This is a genomic window from Janthinobacterium sp. HH104 (assembly GCF_001758715.1).
GTDB lineage: Bacteria > Pseudomonadota > Gammaproteobacteria > Burkholderiales > Burkholderiaceae_D > Janthinobacterium > Janthinobacterium aestuarii.
This window is the reverse complement of sequence record NZ_LRIB01000043.1, coordinates 241,236-256,680: the sequence shown is the minus strand read 5'-3', so window position 1 is coordinate 256,680 and position 15,445 is coordinate 241,236. Positions and strand designations below refer to the sequence as shown.

General features: G+C 63.5%; 17 protein-coding genes. 10 read left to right on the top strand and 7 right to left on the bottom strand.

From position 1 onward, the window contains the following. Nucleotides 1–47 precede the first annotated feature (47 nt). Nucleotides 48–1,148, bottom strand: a complete 1,101-nt coding sequence (locus JAB6_RS21025) for a branched-chain amino acid aminotransferase (protein ID WP_070304369.1) — start codon at nt 1,146–1,148, stop codon at nt 48–50. Nucleotides 1,149–1,344: 196 nt separating this feature from the next. On the opposite strand from JAB6_RS21025, the gene JAB6_RS21020 reads away from it, so the two are divergent. The 4 genes from JAB6_RS21020 to JAB6_RS21010 all read left to right on the top strand — a co-directional run bounded on the left by JAB6_RS21020 (nt 1,345) and on the right by JAB6_RS21010 (nt 5,046). Continuing rightward, nucleotides 1,345–3,858 (top strand): sulfite reductase flavoprotein subunit alpha, encoded by a 2,514-nt coding sequence (locus JAB6_RS21020; RefSeq protein ID WP_083292882.1) that lies wholly within the window; start codon nt 1,345–1,347, stop codon nt 3,856–3,858. Nucleotides 3,859–3,969: 111 nt separating this feature from the next. Further along, nucleotides 3,970–4,155 (top strand): hypothetical protein, encoded by a 186-nt coding sequence (locus JAB6_RS29100; protein ID WP_139143467.1) that lies wholly within the window; start codon nt 3,970–3,972, stop codon nt 4,153–4,155. A 151-nt stretch (nt 4,156–4,306) separates the two neighbouring features. Beyond that, a complete protein-coding gene (locus JAB6_RS29410; RefSeq protein WP_161781522.1) occupies nt 4,307–4,462 on the top strand; it encodes a hypothetical protein in 156 nt (51 codons plus the stop codon). A 185-nt stretch (nt 4,463–4,647) separates the two neighbouring features. Then, nucleotides 4,648–5,046 (top strand): bacteriohemerythrin, encoded by a 399-nt coding sequence (locus JAB6_RS21010; protein ID WP_070304367.1) that lies wholly within the window; start codon nt 4,648–4,650, stop codon nt 5,044–5,046. A 3-nt stretch (nt 5,047–5,049) separates the two neighbouring features. On the opposite strand, the gene JAB6_RS21005 is transcribed toward JAB6_RS21010, so the two are convergent. Beyond that, the gene (locus JAB6_RS21005) at nt 5,050–5,889 is read right to left on the bottom strand and encodes a hypothetical protein (protein WP_139143466.1); all 840 of its coding nucleotides are present in this window, start codon (nt 5,887–5,889) and stop codon (nt 5,050–5,052) included. 323 nt (nt 5,890–6,212) lie between these two features. On the opposite strand from JAB6_RS21005, the gene JAB6_RS21000 reads away from it, so the two are divergent. Then, entirely contained in the window at nt 6,213–8,453 is a 2,241-nt protein-coding gene (locus JAB6_RS21000; protein ID WP_175444585.1) for a TonB-dependent siderophore receptor, read from the top strand. Here JAB6_RS21000 and JAB6_RS20995 read toward each other — a convergent pair. Beyond that, a complete protein-coding gene (locus JAB6_RS20995) occupies nt 8,450–9,199 on the bottom strand; it encodes a nucleotidyltransferase domain-containing protein (protein ID WP_070304364.1) in 750 nt (249 codons plus the stop codon). The genes JAB6_RS21000 and JAB6_RS20995 overlap by 4 nt on opposite strands. 93 nt (nt 9,200–9,292) lie before the next feature. On the opposite strand from JAB6_RS20995, the gene JAB6_RS20990 reads away from it, so the two are divergent. The 3 genes from JAB6_RS20990 to JAB6_RS29095 all read left to right on the top strand — a co-directional run bounded on the left by JAB6_RS20990 (nt 9,293) and on the right by JAB6_RS29095 (nt 10,803). Further along, nucleotides 9,293–9,859, top strand: coding sequence for a methylated-DNA--[protein]-cysteine S-methyltransferase (locus JAB6_RS20990; protein ID WP_070304363.1), 567 nt, complete (start codon nt 9,293–9,295; stop codon nt 9,857–9,859). A gap of 59 nt (nt 9,860–9,918) precedes the next feature. After that, nucleotides 9,919–10,293, top strand: coding sequence for a DUF1294 domain-containing protein (locus tag JAB6_RS20985; protein ID WP_034757483.1), 375 nt, complete (start codon nt 9,919–9,921; stop codon nt 10,291–10,293). 123 nt (nt 10,294–10,416) lie between these two features. After that, complete coding sequence (locus JAB6_RS29095) at nt 10,417–10,803, top strand: hypothetical protein (protein ID WP_139143464.1); 387 nt, start codon at nt 10,417–10,419, stop codon at nt 10,801–10,803. A gap of 60 nt (nt 10,804–10,863) precedes the next feature. Here JAB6_RS29095 and JAB6_RS20980 read toward each other — a convergent pair whose 3' ends face one another. Further along, nucleotides 10,864–11,583, bottom strand: coding sequence for a hypothetical protein (locus tag JAB6_RS20980; RefSeq protein WP_070304362.1), 720 nt, complete (start codon nt 11,581–11,583; stop codon nt 10,864–10,866). 164 nt (nt 11,584–11,747) lie between these two features. On the opposite strand from JAB6_RS20980, the gene JAB6_RS20975 reads away from it, so the two are divergent. Next, nucleotides 11,748–11,936 (top strand): hypothetical protein, encoded by a 189-nt coding sequence (locus tag JAB6_RS20975; protein ID WP_070304418.1) that lies wholly within the window; start codon nt 11,748–11,750, stop codon nt 11,934–11,936. 271 nt (nt 11,937–12,207) lie between these two features. Next, complete coding sequence (locus tag JAB6_RS20970) at nt 12,208–12,432, top strand: hypothetical protein (RefSeq protein WP_034757471.1); 225 nt, start codon at nt 12,208–12,210, stop codon at nt 12,430–12,432. Nucleotides 12,433–12,500: 68 nt separating this feature from the next. Here the strand turns inward: JAB6_RS20970 and cydX are convergent, their stop codons facing one another. Genes cydX through JAB6_RS20955 form a run of 3 tightly spaced genes read right to left on the bottom strand, consistent with a single transcriptional unit; the run spans nt 12,501 to nt 15,385 of the window. Next, nucleotides 12,501–12,617 carry a cytochrome bd-I oxidase subunit CydX gene (gene cydX / locus JAB6_RS20965; protein WP_034757467.1) on the bottom strand — a complete coding sequence of 39 codons (117 nt, stop codon included), beginning with the start codon at nt 12,615–12,617 and terminating at the stop codon, nt 12,501–12,503. Between the two features lie 22 nt (nt 12,618–12,639). Beyond that, on the bottom strand, nt 12,640–13,794 hold the full coding sequence (gene cydB, locus JAB6_RS20960) for a cytochrome d ubiquinol oxidase subunit II (protein WP_070304361.1): 1,155 nt from the start codon (nt 13,792–13,794) through the stop codon (nt 12,640–12,642). 13 nt (nt 13,795–13,807) lie between these two features. After that, on the bottom strand, nt 13,808–15,385 hold the full coding sequence (locus JAB6_RS20955) for a cytochrome ubiquinol oxidase subunit I (RefSeq protein WP_070304360.1): 1,578 nt from the start codon (nt 15,383–15,385) through the stop codon (nt 13,808–13,810). Nucleotides 15,386–15,445: the final 60 nt, after the last annotated feature.

Sequence of the window (15,445 nt, the reverse complement as noted above, 5' to 3'; positions counted from 1 at the left end):
AAACGCCGGCAACTGGGTGCCGGCGCGGTATCAATCAAACAAGCTGATCAGCAGACCTTGTGCATCCAGCCATGCGTATCGGCCGCCGTGCCATGCTGCAAGCCCAGCAGCGCTTCGCGCAGGGCCAGGGTGACGGCGCCGTTTTCATTGTTGTTGATGGTCATTTCAAAACCGTTGGCCTTGGCCACGCCCACCGGCGTGATGACGGCGGCCGTGCCGCAGGCGAACACTTCCGTCATGCGACCCGAGGCGATGTCATCGCGCCATTGCTGGACGGACAATTTACGCTCTTCGGTCGCATAGCCGAGGTCTTTCGCCATTTCCAGCAGGCTGCGGCGGGTAATGCCTGGCAACAAGGTGCCCGTCAGTTCCGGCGTCACGACGGTGATCTTTTCGCCATCCTTGTAGACGAAGAACAAATTCATGCCGCCCATTTCTTCGATGAACTCGCGGTGCACGGCGTCCAGCCACACGACCTGGTCGCAGCCCTTCTCTTGCGCTTGCGACTGGGCCATCAGGCTGGCCGCGTAGTTGCCCGCGCACTTGGCTTCACCGGTGCCGCCCGGCGCGGCGCGCACGAAGTCTTCGCTGATCCACACGGTAACGGGTTTCACGCCTTTCGGGAAGTAGGCGCCGGCTGGCGAGGCGAACAGTACGAACAAGTATTCTTCCGATGGACGCACGCCCAGGTACGGGTCGGTGGCGATCATCAGCGGACGCATGTACAGGCTCTCGCCCGTGTTTTTCGGCACCCAGTTGCGGTCTTGCGCAATCAGCGCATCGCCCGCTTCCAGGAACAGCTCGACAGGAATGGCCGGCATGGCCAGGCGCGCGGCGCTGCGGTTGAAGCGCTCGGCGTTTTGTTCTGGGCGGAAAGTCTTGATGCTGCCGTCCGGCTGGGCAAACGCCTTGTAGCCTTCGAAGATGGCCTGGCCGTAGTGCAGGGACGAGGCGGACGGGTCCAGCATCAGCGGGCCGTAAGCCTTCAGTTCGCCCTGCTGCCACTTGCCGTCACGGTAAGGAATCACCACCATGTGGTCCGTGAAGATGCGGCCAAAGGCGGGATTGACCATGCGTGCGGCGCGCTCGGCGTCGGACAAGGGGTGGGCGGACGGGGTGACGACGAGATTCGGTGTGGAAGTGATCATGGCAGCAATGGGAACTAGTGAACAGTATCCCTATTGTAGCGCCTATGGCGCCCGATCAGGCAAACGGGGATGTCCCCCCGCCCCGTGAACACAGGCTGCCATCATTTGCGAATGATTCTCGTTTGCGTTAAAATGTCAGCCTTCCTTCTTCCCGCCATGCCTGACGCACTGCATGGCGGCGCTATCGAAAGCCGCCATGACCACTTCCTCCCTCCCCCAGCTGCGCGCCAGCACCGACGCCCTGTCCGCAGTGCGTCAGCCAAGCGCGGCCCCGCAACAACGGCGCTGGCACTGGACCTGGAAGCAGATATGGTTTCAATTGCACTGGTTTATCGGCATCACTGCCGGCACGGTGCTCGTGATCATTGGCCTGAGCGGCGCCACCCTGGCCTTCAAGGATGAGTTACTTGACGTCATGAACCCCGGCGTGCGCCATGTGCCCGTGGAAACGCGGGCGCCGCTGACGCCGGCGCCGCTGAGCAACATTGCCGCTGCCGAACACGGCCAGCGCGTGGCATCGATCACCATGTATGCGCAAGCGGGCACGGCGCCACGGCTGTTCTTCGCGCCGAAGAACGGCCAGCGGCGCGGCGAGTCCATCTATATGCATCCGTACACGGGCGCGACCCAGCCTGCGCTGGCGGGTGCGGAATTTTTCGAGTGGACGGAATCGCTGCACCGCTGGCTGCTGCTGCCGCGCGATCCGGGCCGGCAAGTGGCGGGTGCGCTGGCCCTGTGCCTGCTGGGTCTGGCATTGTCCGGCCTGTATCTGCGCTGGCCCCGCCGTCCGCTGGACTGGCGCACATGGCTGACCTTCGATCCCGCCCTGAAGGGCCGCTCCTTTTTGTGGAATCTGCACGCCGTGGCCGGTACCTGGTGCCTGGTCGTCTACGTGGCGCTGACCTTGACGGGCATTTACTGGAGCTATGACGTGGTGCGCGACAATATCGACGCCTGGGCCGGCAAGCCGCCAAGGATGGCACAGGCGCCCGCGAAAAAAGGCGGCGGCAAGGAGAAGGCGCCCGCCGTCGACATCAGCCTGGCCTGGACCAGCTTCCAGCAGCACGCCGCCGGCTGGACCCTGGCCAGCGTGCGCCTACCCACGCGCGCCGGCGAAGCCGTGCAATTCACGTGGCTGGCCAGCGATGCGCCGCACGAGCGGGCGCGCAGCCGCATGAGCATTGCACCGGCCGACGGCACGGTCACGGAAAACGAACCTTACAGCCAGCAGGGGCTCGGTGCACGCCTCGTCAACATCATTTATCCGCTGCACATGGGCACGTATTTCGGCTTGCCGGGCCGCATCATCGTTACTTTGGCCAGCCTGGGCCTGCCCCTGTTCGCCATCACGGGCTGGATGCTGTACCTGGGCCGCCGCAAGGCAAAACGGGCAATCCAGGCGCAGCGCGCCATGCTGGGCGCCGGCGCAGCGGACAAGAAAAATACCGGCTTGCCCACCCTCGTCGCCTACGCCAGCCAGTCGGGACAGGCCGAGCGCCTGGCCCTGGAAAGCGCGCGCGCCCTGCAGCAGGCCGGGGTCGCCGTCGACGTGCAGTCGCTGGACCGGTTTGATCCTGCGCAATTGCGCCAGTACGAACGGGCGCTGATCATCGCCAGCACCTTTGGCGAAGGCGAGGCGCCGGACGGCACGCGCCGCTTCGCGCGCCTGCTGCACGCAACATCGGGCACGCCGCTGGCGGGCCTGGAATTCGGCATGCTGGCCCTGGGCGACCGCCATTACAGCGCCTTCTGCGGCTTTGGCCATGCGCTGGCGCAGCAATTGCAAGCGCTGGGCGCCCATCCATTATTCCCGCTGATCGAAGTGGACAAGCACGACCCCGCCGCCCTGGCCGACTGGTCCCAAGCACTGGCCCGCTGCAGCGGCAGCGCCATCGACGCCATCGGCGTACAGGAAGAAGCGTCGTATGCCGAGTGGCGCCTGGCGCGGCGCGTGCTGCTCAACCCGGGCAGCCTGGGTGGCGAATTGCATGAAATCACCTTGACGGGCCCTGCCGGCGCCAGCTGGGAAGCGGGCGCGCTGGCGGAAATCATCGCCCGCAACGCGGATGGCAGCGAGGGCGATGCGGACAATGCGCACCACGCGCCCCGCAGCTATTCGCTCGCTTCGCTGCCATCCGATGGTGAACTGCAATTGCTGGTGCGCCAGGAACGCCATGCGGGCGAGGCAAACCAGGGCCATGGCCTCGCTTCCGGCTGGTTGACCCGTTTCGCCACGCTGGGCAGCCCCATCCGCTTGCGCCTGCAAGCCAATCCCGCCTTCGCACCCGCCCTGGTCGACGTGCCCTGCATTTATATCGGCAACGGTTCCGGCCTGGCAGGCCTGCGTGCCCACCTGCGCGCGCGCCAGCGGGCGGGGCTGGCCCGCAACTGGCTGCTGTTCGGCGAGCGCCAGCAAGCTTTTGACAGCGTCTGCGGTGAAGAGTTGCAAGGCTGGCTAGACACTGGCCACCTGGCGCGCCTGGACAAGGTCTTTTCGCGCGATGGTGAAACCCGGCAATACGTGCAGGACCGCCTGCGCGCCAACGCTGACGAGCTGCGCGAGTGGCTGGCGCAAGGCGCCATCGTCTATGTGTGCGGCAGCCTGCAAGGCATGGCCACAGGAATCGATGCTGTACTGCAAGAAGTGCTGGGCCAGGAGGGCCTCGACACCCTGCTGGCGGCCGGGCGCTACCGCCGCGACGTGTATTGATCTGGCTCAGCCTATCGCCAGTACCGCCCGGCTATGTGGGCAGGCGCACGGTCAGCGCCCGCCATCGGACTAGAGTGGAGACATCCCCACCCATTGTCTGCGAGGCTAGTCATGAAAAACCCTTGGATGAGCATGTACCTGAGCGCCGCCAACCGCATCGCCAACACGGCGCGCGGCCACGCCACGGCCGCCGTCAAGCGCGAGGCGGCGAAAAATACGCGGCAGTTGACGCAAGTGTGGTTCGATTCCTTCCTGCCGCCCGCAAGCAAGCCACGGCGCAGCCGCAAGGCCAAATAGGCCCCTGGGAGCAGGCGAACTGGTGCAGTGCATCACAGCAATAAGTTGAAGTTACGACCAGGTGAACTAAACTGCAAGCATGGTAGTACATATGGAAGTGACCGGCAGGCCCCGCATCCCCGCGCCGCCGCCGGGACACCGGGAGACGACCATGTTGACGCTCAAAGTGCTGGCCTGCCTTGCCCTGTCGGCCCTGATGCTTGCGCCCCTCGTGTTGAGGGATACGATGCAGCTATCCGCCGGGCAGCAGTTGCAGGTGCCCAATGTCGATGCGCATGCCATGTGGAGCCATTGGCCTCGGCAATAAGACGCATCGCTGAAACCGCTTTATTACGGAGGGGAAATTGGTTCCTACATCCATTTGTTTTTGCTTTGTTTTCCTCGCCCCCTCTTCACCATACTTTTGATCCAGGTCATGGATTTCCCTCTTCGCTGCGCCCACACTGGAACAGTCCGCTTCGCACCGCGACGGACTTAACCGGGAGCATCGGCATGGGTAAATCGCATTGGAAGGATGAGATGGCGCTGGGTGTTCCCGTCATCGACGAGGCGCATGAGGCGCTGTTTCAGGAGCTGGCGCGGCTGCAGCAATTGGGCGACCAGCATTTCAGCGTGGCGTTTCGCGAACTGATTGCGGCCGTCGAACGCGATTTCCGCGAGGAGGAGGATTTGATGGAACAAATCGCCTTTCCCTCGCTGGCCAACCACCGCGAACAGCATGCGCGCGTGCTCAGCGGCTTGCACCATGCCTGGGCCGCCGTCGATGAAGGCGACCTGGAACAGGGACGCCATGCGCTGTCGCTGTTGCCGCAATGGCTGATCTTCCACCAGGCCACCATGGACCTGGCCCTGGCGGCGGCGCTGGAACTGGTGCAGCGTCAGCCCAACTAGCCTCTACAGCAGCAGCACCGTCGCCTGCTCGGGCATGACCACGCGGTAGTGTCCCGGGTATTTGTCTTCGCCATCGAAAATCTTGCAAAACACGGGCTGGTTGATGTCGTTGACGGCCTGCTCGTTCATGGGCAAGGTGGCGATCAATTGCTCGCCATCCATCAACTGCAAGGCACTGCCCCGCTCGGCCGCGCAAAAGGCCAGCGATTGCACATCGCTGGCGAACGGCCGCTTGTACCACGGTGTGATGGCCCGCACGGCGCGCCGGGCGTCGTGCAAGACTTGCCCCACGCGCGTGACGTTCCACGCATCGCGCGCCACGGCGGGCTGCAGAACGATATTCGCCGTCAGCTCGCCCCTGCCCTTGTTCACCAGGAAAGTGCCATCTTGCGCAGCGATATCGTCGTTGAGCGGCACGACAAACACGCCGCCGTCGGACACCTTGATCGGCATGGGCGCGCCATTGCCTTGCAAGGCTACGCGCACGTCGTCGATGGTGGCGCTCAGCTTGGCAGGAATCAGGCGCAGGGCCATGACCACGCTGCCGCTCGACACTTGCCACACTTTCCTGGCCGTCAGATAACTTTCGCGGTAAGCCGTGAAGCGCACGCGCGGCGCCTTGGCGTCGCTGCTGGCCGTGATCGTCACCGTTTGCGGTGGCAGCGCCTCTTCCGCTGGCGCGGCGGGCGTGACCGGCGCAAGAGGTGCTGGCATGGTATCGGCGGCGGGCGGCACGCTGGCGCTCTGCAACTGCACGGGAACTGCCGGCGGCGGCGCGTGTTCCTGGGCCTGGCCCAGCGACACGACACACAACCATCCGGCACAAGCGATCCATGTACGCATGCATTTCTTTCAATGAGGAAAATATTTGTCAGCGCCTGCATTATCGCAGAAGGCCAGACCTTACGCCGCCATGGGCTTCTGCACAGTTTTGGTGCGCACGCTTGATTATTTGGCAAATACCACCTATATTGATAATGATTCCTATTCACGAAATTGAAGGGAATCGCGCGCCCTTCCTTTCCACTGCCCGTCCGCGCCGGGCCTTGCGGTGGAACTGCTATCCAAGCCAGACCACGGGCCAGCGTCACGCCATCCCCCCAGCTACTGCGCACCTCGCCAGACGAGATAGGAACACTCACGACTAAAAATATTCCAGGAAAATGATGCAATCAACGACAGTCTCCTCTTCTTCGCGCCAGCCCGCCTTGCGCCCCCATCTGTTACACATCAGCTTGCTGAGCCTTGCCGCCGGCGTGGTTTTGCCGGCACAGGCCGCCGACGCGGCCGCGGCCGCGGCCGCGGCCGACGTCACCATGCCGGCCGTCACCGTACTGGGCCAGTCGACGGCGACGACGGAAGGCACGCAGTCGTACACGGCAGGCGAAGCACATAGCGCCACGCGCATGGAGCTGACCTTGCGCGAAACGCCGCAATCGGTCAGTGTCATCACGCGCCAGTTGCTCGACGACCTGGGCGCCGTGCGGCTGGACCAGGCGCTGGCGCAGACGACGGGTATCCAGGTGGGCCAGAACGACACGGAGCGCACGCGGTTTTATGCACGCGGCTTCGGCATCAATAATCTCCAGATCGACGGCATGGCGCGCGGCGGCAATGCGCCGCTGCAAGACACGATTTTGTACGACCGCATCGAAGTCGTGCGCGGCGCCACCGGCTTGATGGGCGGCACGGGCGATCCGTCGGCCACCATCAACATGATACGCAAGCGGCCTACGAAGGAGTTCCAGGCCAGCGCCGGCCTGATCATGGGCCGCTGGGATGACCAGCGCTTCGAAGCCGACCTGTCCACGCCGCTGAACGCGGAGGGCAGCGTGCGGGCGCGCACGGCCCTGGCCTGGCAAAAACGCGATTCCTACCTGGACATGTATCACGAGCGCAAGACGGTCGGCATGGTCATCGTCGAGGCGGACTTGCGCCCCGGCACCCTGCTGACGGCCGGTGTCGACTTCCAGGACAACAAGCCCACGGGCGCCACCTGGGGTGCCGTGCCTTACTGGAATGCGGATGGCAGCCTGGCGAACTTGCCGCGCAACACCAGTTTCACGACGCCATGGAGCACCTGGGCCAACAAGCAGCACACGCTGTTCACGTCGCTGGACCAGCGTCTGCCCGGCAACTGGAATATGCATCTGGGCTACGCGCGCACGGAAAGCACGAACCGCACCACCGTCGCCTATGCGGGTGGCGGCCATCCAGACCCGACCACGGGCGCAGGCATGCTCCTGTGGACGGGCGCCTATGGTCCGGGCAAGACCACCAACGACAACTTCGACCTGTACGCCAGCGGCCCGTTCACCTTGCTGGGACGCAAGCACACGGCCATCGTCGGCTGGAACGGCGGCAACCAGCGCGCCCGTTCGCTGGGTGGCGAGGCGGACATCGATTACCCGGCCTTCGTTCCCGATTACCGCAGCTGGACGGGCAACATTCCCCGCCCCGTTTTCCATCCGGACGGTTCGCACTCGGAAACCGTCACGCGTCTGGCAGGCGGCTATGTCGCCACGCGTTTGAGCCTGGCCGATCCGCTGCACGTCATCATCGGCGCGCGCACGAGCACTTACCGCACCGATACGCGCAACTACGATACACGGGGCGTGCACACGGACAATAGCGACTTTTCCGAGACGCGCAATGAAGTGACGCCCTATGTGGGCGCCGTGTTCGACATCAACAAACAATATTCGGCCTATGCCAGCTTCACGCAGCTGTTCAACCCGCAATCGAGCAAGGACCGCAACGACAAGTTTTTGCCACCGGAAACGGGCGACAACGCGGAACTGGGCATCAAGGGGGAATTCTATGAAGGCAAGCTGAACGCATCGGCCGCCCTGTTCCACACGAAGAAAAAGAACCTGGCGGAACTCGACCGCACGGTGCCGCCCGGCTTCTTGCTGCCCGACGGCGGCCAGGCCATGGTGGCCAACGGCAAGGGCGTGACGGCCAAGGGCGTCGAGTTCGACGTTGCCGGCCAGATCACGCCCGCCTGGGAAGCGAGCGGCGGCTATACCTATCTGCACGCGGCCGAGGCCGATGGCCGCCGCGCCGCCACCACGCAGCCGCGCCATTTGCTGCGCCTGGCCACCAGCTACCGTTTCGACGGCAAGCTGGCCGGCTTGAGAGCGGGCGCCAGCATGACGGCACAGAGCGCCACCTACAGCGAATCGTGGTATGGCCGCCCGCCATCGAACGCGATCACAAATATCCCGCAAGCGGGCTACGCGCTGGTCAACGCCATGGCCAGCTACGCGCTCAACCGGCACGCCAGCGTGCAACTGAACGTGAATAACTTGCTCGACAAAAAGTACTACCGCAACGTGGGCTTCTTTGACGGCGTGTTCTGGGGCGAACCGCGCAACATCAGCCTCTCCGTGCGCACTGCGTTTTAAGCACGCCAGTGCGCGGGCGCCGGCAGGGTAAATCCTTCCAGCAAGGGACCGCCCACGGGCGCCAGCACGGCGGCGGCGACTTGCTCGAAGGCGCGCTGGCCGGCCGGCAAGTCGCTGGCAACCAGGCGCAGCGCACCGTCGAGCTGCGCCGCGAAGGCGGCATCGAACGCTTGCAGGCGCCGGAACAGATGCTTGCCGCCGCCGCTCCATTCGCCGGCCGCGCGCAAGTGCAGGTCGGCCAGCGCTTCGTACAGCTGGCAAGCGACGGCCAGCGCCTCGCCCGGATGCGTGCTGTCGACCAGGTCTTCCAGCGCGGTGGTGATGGCATAGCGGCGGCGCTGCAGGTTTTCCACGTCGAGCACGGGCGGTCCGGCCGTCTCGATGGCGTGCGCCAGCGCATGCAGCCGGGCGTAGGCGTCGCCGGCAGCGACAATGTTTTCCCCTTCGACCACCATCATCGCCAGCGGCACCTTGCCGCCGGGCGCATCCATTTCCTTGCAAAAATACGTAAACGTGGCCATGTCGTGCCCGAACAGTTCCACCGTGCGCCCTTCGGCGACGAGGGTGTCGCGCCAGGCGCAGTCGACGTGGTCGAACAGCAGCAGCAAGTCGATATCGGAAGTGGTCGTTTGCCGGCCCGTGGCGAACGAGCCGCCGATGATGGCCGCCACGGCCGAGGGATAGCGTTCGTGCACCAACCGCAGGGCAATCGCGCGGATATCGTCATAAGTGGGGATCGTCGTCAAAGCCTGTGCTCCATGCCGAAAACGCCATCCTACACGCAATATGCGGCATGCCGCCATCCTGCTACACTGGCGCCATCTGACCGAGGAACAAACATGGAATACGACTGCATCGTGGTGCCCTCGCCCGTGGGCGAGCTGACCCTGGTGGCGCGCGGGGAAGCCCTGACCGCCATCCTGTGGGAAAACGACAAGCCGAACCGCGTGCGTCTGGGCGCCATGCGCGTCGATGACGGTTGCGCCGTGCTGCAGGAAACGGCGCGCCAGCTGGCTGAATATTTCGCCGGCACGCGCCAGCAATTCGACGTGCCGCTCGACTTTGCCGGCACGCCATTCCAGCAGGAAGTGTGGCGCGCGCTGCTGACGATACCGTACGGCCAGACGCGCAGCTATGGCGAGATCGCGCGCCAGATCGGCCGCCCCGCCGCCGTACGCGCCGTGGGTGCCGCCAATGGCAAGAATCCCATTTCCATCATCGCCCCCTGCCACCGTGTCATCGGCGCCACGGGCGAGTTGACGGGCTTTGCGGGCGGCCTGCATGCCAAGGAAACCTTGTTGGCGCTGGAAGGCATCACCCTGTCCAGCGACCGCGAAGCGCTGAAGACGGGCCACGCGCGCCGCCGCGCCAAGCAGGTTGATACGGCGCAAGGCTGTCTGTTTTAGGCTGCGGCATCGCGTCCCTTGTGGGATACTCACGCCCTCCGCTCAAGCCAACACATCCTATGTCCTATCTTGTCATCCTGTTCTTTGTCGTTCTGTATTTGCTGGCCACGTTCTTTTTCCACATCCCCGTCTTGATCGCCCTCGTGTATGGCGTGCTGAGCCTGAGCTGCTTTGTTGCCTACGCAATCGACAAGTCCGCCGCCAAGGAAGGCCGCTGGCGCACGTCGGAGCGCACCTTGCTGCTGCTGGGATTGTTGTGCGGCTGGCCCGGCGCCGTGCTTGCCCAGCAATGGCTGCGCCACAAGTCCAGCAAGCGCTCATTCCGCGTGCTGTTCTGGATCACGGTCGCCATCAATATCGGCGCTTTCGTGTATTTCAGCATGCATTACGCGGCGCCCGATATCGGCACCGAAGTGGCACCCATCGAGCTGTAAATCTATCAACGCGAAAATGTAACAGTTATTGCGGCGCGTTGTAGGTGAAAAGCTCGCCTGTCAGAATATCAATATATCGGGCAGTCAACCTAATTCATCGACACGGGAAAGCACTTTTCGACCATGCGCACTTTGCAAATCCACAATTTCTACTTGTTCCGCCTTGCTGTTGCGATTTGTTTCGCAATCACCTTGGCCGGCTGCACAAGCTATCGCTATATTCCTCCGGATTCGGATGCGGGCCGTCAATGCGTGACGAGTTGCGGGACCAATCAGCAAATATGCATTGCCGGCAAAGAGCAGATCGCGGCGAGCCAGGCACAGGCTTGTGAAATGCGCAACACCAGTACCGTTTCCATCTGCCTGGCCGTAGCGAAAACAGATGCGGACCGCGAACTATGTGCGAAGAAACGCCAATATTGTTCATCCAGCGCATCGACATGGCAATGCGACTCCGATTACAGAGCTTGCTATACGCAGTGCGGCGGCAGGATCGAGGAAAGCCAATAAACGGCCGGAAGGCATATGCCGCTTAACAAGACGCCGGCGCGGCCGGCTAGCTTCGTCTAGTTACTCGCCCAGCAAGCGCAGCGATTCCAGCCAGTCGGCCTTCCATTCGCGCAGCAACGGTTGCGTGGCGAAGGCCTTTTTCAGATGCGCCATCGGCACGCGGTGCACGTCGTGCAAACCGAACGCCAGGGTCACCGGATGCCACAGGTGGCTGTTCTTGCCGCCGCGCGAATTCTTGCGCACGCGCGCGCCATCATCGCCAAAGATACCGACGCCACTAGCCAGGCCCTGTTCCAGGTCAACCTTGCCCACACCGGCAAAGGCAATCAGAATCTGCTCGCGCCCCAGACCCTTCAGGGCGCTGGGCAGAACGGCGGGCGCCTTCTCCGCTTCCGCTTCGGCCGGCTGCGGGTGCTGCAATTCCTTGAGCAAACGCAGCAGATCGCGCTCCTGGAAATGCAAGCCGTCCAGCGGCACGCGCAGTCCCGGCGCCTTCAGTTCGATGGCGATGTTGCTTGAATCGCGCGTAAAACGCAGCCACACATCGTCGGCGCCCGAAGCCAGATGCTGCTTGTCGCCGATGAACACGACGGGCGCCGCGTAGCGCGTCACGCCGTCATGGAACAGCTCGGCCCACGCTTCGCTGTAATCGAGCCAGACGTACGGCAAGCCGCCCTGCTCCAGCAAGCGCGCCAGGCTCCAAGGCGTGCCTGTCTGTTGCGCCAGCCAGGCACAGGCCTCAAGTGCGGTGGCGCGGTATGGCAAAGGAAGGGAGGTCATGGCGGTTCCATCGATAAAAGTGGAGCGCAGTGTAGCAGACGCCGCCACCATCGCTTCGGCAGGCGCATCCGGCGCGCCATTCCTGCACGATGTGCTAGGCTGGAAACAGCAGCACGCGCCACGGCCACCTCGGCAGCGTGGCGCACCACCGCGAGGAGATCATCATGCATTCGAGCACCAACGCCGCCACCGCACCCGCCCCGCCACCGGAGCGCGATTCACCCACGCCGGCCAGCGAAAGCCACGCCGAGGAAATCCTCGATGAAGCGCTGAAGGAAAGCTTTCCGGCCAGCGACCCGATTGCCATTGCAACACCCAAACCGCCGAGCAAGCCACCTGCCGGTAGGTCGTAAGCCGACGACACCACCGTCGCGGCCAACAATATTGTCGGATTACGCGCTTGCGCGCCTCGGCGGCCCCGCTAATCCGACCTACCTCCCCACCGCCAGCAACCCATCCACCCGCCAGTAGGTCGGCTTGGCCTGCAGGGCGTAAGCCGACGACACCAGCGTCGCCAGCCACCGCCATGGTGGTTTTTTATGCCTGCACCACATCCAAATGACGCTCCCGTGCGTAGATGGCTATGCCATCACCTTATTTGTTACCACGCGGAAAGGGAAAGCCATGCAGCATTACAGCAAAAAGACGGATCCCATGGACCAGCGCCTGTACCTGGCCCAGCGCATCGACCGGGCCGATGCGCGCCTGCGGCGGCTGAACGAGGCGCTGGCCGATGCGGCGGCGCGCGAACGCTGTGCACGCTGGATTACCGCCTGGGCCGTGGCGGCGGGTGCCGACGCGCCGCGCGGCATGAAACTGCGCATCCGTGGCGAATTCATCTTGCTGTAGAAAGCAAAAAAGCCCCGCCGGGCATTGCGCCGGGCGGGGCTGTTCAGTCCGTACTGCGGCCAGTTGAACTAGTCGCGGTACTGCTCGGGCGTCGTGTCGCCATCGGCGATTTCATACCACATCGCATTGAGTACGGCGAAGGTCGCCGCCAGCGGCAGACCCAGTATCCAGGCGAAATACCACATAGTTAATTCCTTTCGTAAATTCTTAGTAGGCGTGACCGCTGTCGTCGTTGATGGCTTTTGCATCAACCTTACCCCACAGCACTTTATACACCCACGTCGTGTACGCCACGATGAGGGGAATGAAGACGGCCGTGACGACCAACATGATGAACAGGGTCATGTGGCTGGACGAGGAATCCCACACCGTCAGGCTGGCGCGCGGGTCGATCGACGATGGCAGGATAAACGGAAACATGGCCGCACCCACGCTGAGGATGATGCCGGCGATGCTGGCCGCGCTGGCCAGCAAGGCGGGCACTTCGCGGCGCGCGCGCAGCAAGGCGAACGCCAGCAAGGGCCCAAGCAAGCCCAGCGCAGGGGCGATCCAGGTCCACGGATGGGTGGCAAAGTTGAGGAACCAGGCGCCCACGTGCACCTGCGCCGTTTTCAGCATCGGGTTCGACGGGCCATCGGTGACAACGGCGCTGGTGACGCGGTAGCCATCGACCCACAGCCACAGGGCCAGGCCGGCCAGCGCATACAGCACGACGGTGGCGATTGCCGCCACGCTGCCGTAGCGGCGCGAGCGTTCAGCCACGGCACCGTCCGTTTTCACTTGCAGCCAGGTGGCGCCGTGCATCACCAGCATGGCCACCGAGACGAGGCCGCATAGCAGCGCGAACGGGTTGAGCAGCGCAAAGAAACTGCCGTCATAGAAGATGTGCATGTCCGGCGAAAAACGGAACGGCACGCCTTGCAGCACGTTGCCGATCGCCACGCCGCAGATCAGGGCCGGCACGAAGCCGCCCACGAACAGGGCCGCATCCCAGCGGGCGCGCCAGCGCGGATCTTCGCGCTTGCTGCGGAACTTGAACGCCACGGGACGCACGATCAGCGCCACGAGGATGACGAACATGGCCAGATAAAAGCCCGAGAACGAGACGGCGTACAGCTGCGGCCAGGCGGCAAAGATGGCGCCGCCGCCGAGGATCAGCCACACCTGGTTGCCTTCCCACACGGGGCCGATACTGTTGATGATGACGCGGCGCTCGAGGTCCGTCTTGCCGGCGAACGGCAGCAAGATGCCCGTGCCCAGGTCGAAGCCGTCCGTGATGGCAAAGCCCACCAGCAAGATGCCGATCAGCAGCCACCAGATCAGGCGCAGGGTTTCATACGAAATCATTTCATGCAAAATCATGGTCTGGTCCTCCTCAGGCGCGTTGAGTATGAATGGCTGCGGCCGCTGGCACGGGGGCCGGTGCCGTCTCTTCCGGCCCCTTGCGGATGGCCTTGAGCATGAGCTTCATTTCAATAACCAACAGCACGGTGTAGATGGCGGCAAAGCCGGCAATGGTGATGAGCAAGGTCGTCGCGCCCAGGTTAGAGACGGCCACGGCCGTCGGCAGCACGCCTTCGATGACCCACGGCTGGCGGCCCACTTCGGCCACGATCCAGCCCGCCTCGATCGCTACCCACGGCAGCGGGATGGCGAACACGGCCAGCTTCAGCAGCCAGCGGTGCTTGTCCAGCGTACGGCGCGTCGACAGCACGAAGAACGTGCCGGTCAGCAGGATAAAGAACATGCCCAGGCCCACCATCACGCGGAAGGACCAGAACAATGGCCCCACGGGCGGCACGGTATCGAGCGCGGCCTTGCGGATCTGCTCGGGCGTGGCCTGGCGCGGATCGTCGACATAGCGTTTCAGCAGCAAGGCATAGCCCATGGACTGGCCTTTCGACTCGAACACATCCTTCGCGTCCTGCGGCACGGGGCTGCCCGGCGCCACGCTGCGGATGGTTTGCAGCGCGTCATACGCCTTGATGCCATCCTGGATCAGCAGTTCGCCACGGTCGACCAGCTGCTCGATGCCGGGAATTTCCGTCGTCAGCGAACGCGTGCCGATCAAGCCCATCACCATCGGGATGTGCACGGCGTAATGCGTCTCGCGCGCTTGCGCATCGGGGAAGCCGATGGCCGTAAAGGCGGCCGGGGCCGGCTCCGTCGTCCACATGGCTTCGATCGCGGCCAGCTTCATCTTCTGATGTTCCGACGACAGATAGCCGCTTTCATCGCCGAGCACCACCACCGACAAGGTGGCGGCCAGGCCGAACGAGGCGGCCACCGTCATCGAGCGCTTGGCCAGCTGCACGTGGCGGCCCTTCAGCAGATACCACGCGGAAATACCGAGCACGAAAATCGATGCTGCCGTGTAACCCGCCGACACCGTGTGCACGAATTTCGCCTGCGCTACCGGGTTCGTCAGCACGGCGCCAAAATCCGTCACTTCCATGCGCATGGTTTGCGGATTGAAGGCCGCGCCGACGGGATTTTGCATCCAGCCGTTGGCGATCAGGATCCATAACGCCGAGAAGTTCGAGCCAATGGCCACCAGCCAGGTCGTGACCAGATGGCCCCGCTTCGACAGCTTGTCCCAGCCGAAGAAAAACAGGCCGACGAAGGTCGCTTCCAGGAAGAAAGCCATCAAGCCTTCGATGGCCAGCGGCGCGCCGAAAATGTCGCCCACATAATGGCTGTAATAGCTCCAGTTCATGCCGAACTGGAATTCCATGACGACACCCGTCGCCACGCCCATGGCGAAGTTGATGCCGAACAAGACACCCCAGAACTTGGTCATGTCGCGCCAGATGGGACGGTTCGTCATCACGTAGACCGTCTCCATGATGGCGAGCAGCACTGACAAGCCTATCGTCAGCGGAACAAATATAAAGTGGTACAGAGCTGTCAGCGCGAACTGCAGTCTGGATAAAGCGACAATATCGAAGTCCATATGATTTCCTTGGTGTTACCCTACTGTGTGTAAACTTGCTACCTTTCTAATACTGACCGG

Excerpts from the sequence above, each read along its gene's own strand:
- JAB6_RS20955 (WP_070304360.1), bottom strand. The coding sequence starts at position 15,385 with ATGGACTTCGATATTGTCGCTTTATCCAGACTGCAGTTCGCGCTGACA.
- JAB6_RS20970 (WP_034757471.1), top strand. The coding sequence starts at position 12,208 with ATGCAGCATTACAGCAAAAAGACGGATCCCATGGACCAGCGCCTGTAC.
- JAB6_RS20975 (WP_070304418.1), top strand. The coding sequence starts at position 11,748 with ATGCATTCGAGCACCAACGCCGCCACCGCACCCGCCCCGCCACCGGAG.
- JAB6_RS21020 (WP_083292882.1), top strand. The coding sequence starts at position 1,345 with ATGACCACTTCCTCCCTCCCCCAGCTGCGCGCCAGCACCGACGCCCTG.
- JAB6_RS29095 (WP_139143464.1), top strand. The coding sequence starts at position 10,417 with ATGCGCACTTTGCAAATCCACAATTTCTACTTGTTCCGCCTTGCTGTT.
- cydX (WP_034757467.1), bottom strand. The coding sequence starts at position 12,617 with ATGTGGTATTTCGCCTGGATACTGGGTCTGCCGCTGGCGGCGACCTTC.
- JAB6_RS21010 (WP_070304367.1), top strand. The coding sequence starts at position 4,648 with ATGGGTAAATCGCATTGGAAGGATGAGATGGCGCTGGGTGTTCCCGTC.
- JAB6_RS21000 (WP_175444585.1), top strand. The coding sequence starts at position 6,213 with ATGCAATCAACGACAGTCTCCTCTTCTTCGCGCCAGCCCGCCTTGCGC.
- JAB6_RS29410 (WP_161781522.1), top strand. The coding sequence starts at position 4,307 with ATGTTGACGCTCAAAGTGCTGGCCTGCCTTGCCCTGTCGGCCCTGATG.
- JAB6_RS20990 (WP_070304363.1), top strand. The coding sequence starts at position 9,293 with ATGGAATACGACTGCATCGTGGTGCCCTCGCCCGTGGGCGAGCTGACC.
- JAB6_RS21025 (WP_070304369.1), bottom strand. The coding sequence starts at position 1,148 with ATGATCACTTCCACACCGAATCTCGTCGTCACCCCGTCCGCCCACCCC.
- JAB6_RS20980 (WP_070304362.1), bottom strand. The coding sequence starts at position 11,583 with ATGACCTCCCTTCCTTTGCCATACCGCGCCACCGCACTTGAGGCCTGT.
- JAB6_RS20985 (WP_034757483.1), top strand. The coding sequence starts at position 9,919 with ATGTCCTATCTTGTCATCCTGTTCTTTGTCGTTCTGTATTTGCTGGCC.
- JAB6_RS21005 (WP_139143466.1), bottom strand. The coding sequence starts at position 5,889 with ATGCGTACATGGATCGCTTGTGCCGGATGGTTGTGTGTCGTGTCGCTG.
- JAB6_RS29100 (WP_139143467.1), top strand. The coding sequence starts at position 3,970 with ATGAAAAACCCTTGGATGAGCATGTACCTGAGCGCCGCCAACCGCATC.
- cydB (WP_070304361.1), bottom strand. The coding sequence starts at position 13,794 with ATGATTTTGCATGAAATGATTTCGTATGAAACCCTGCGCCTGATCTGG.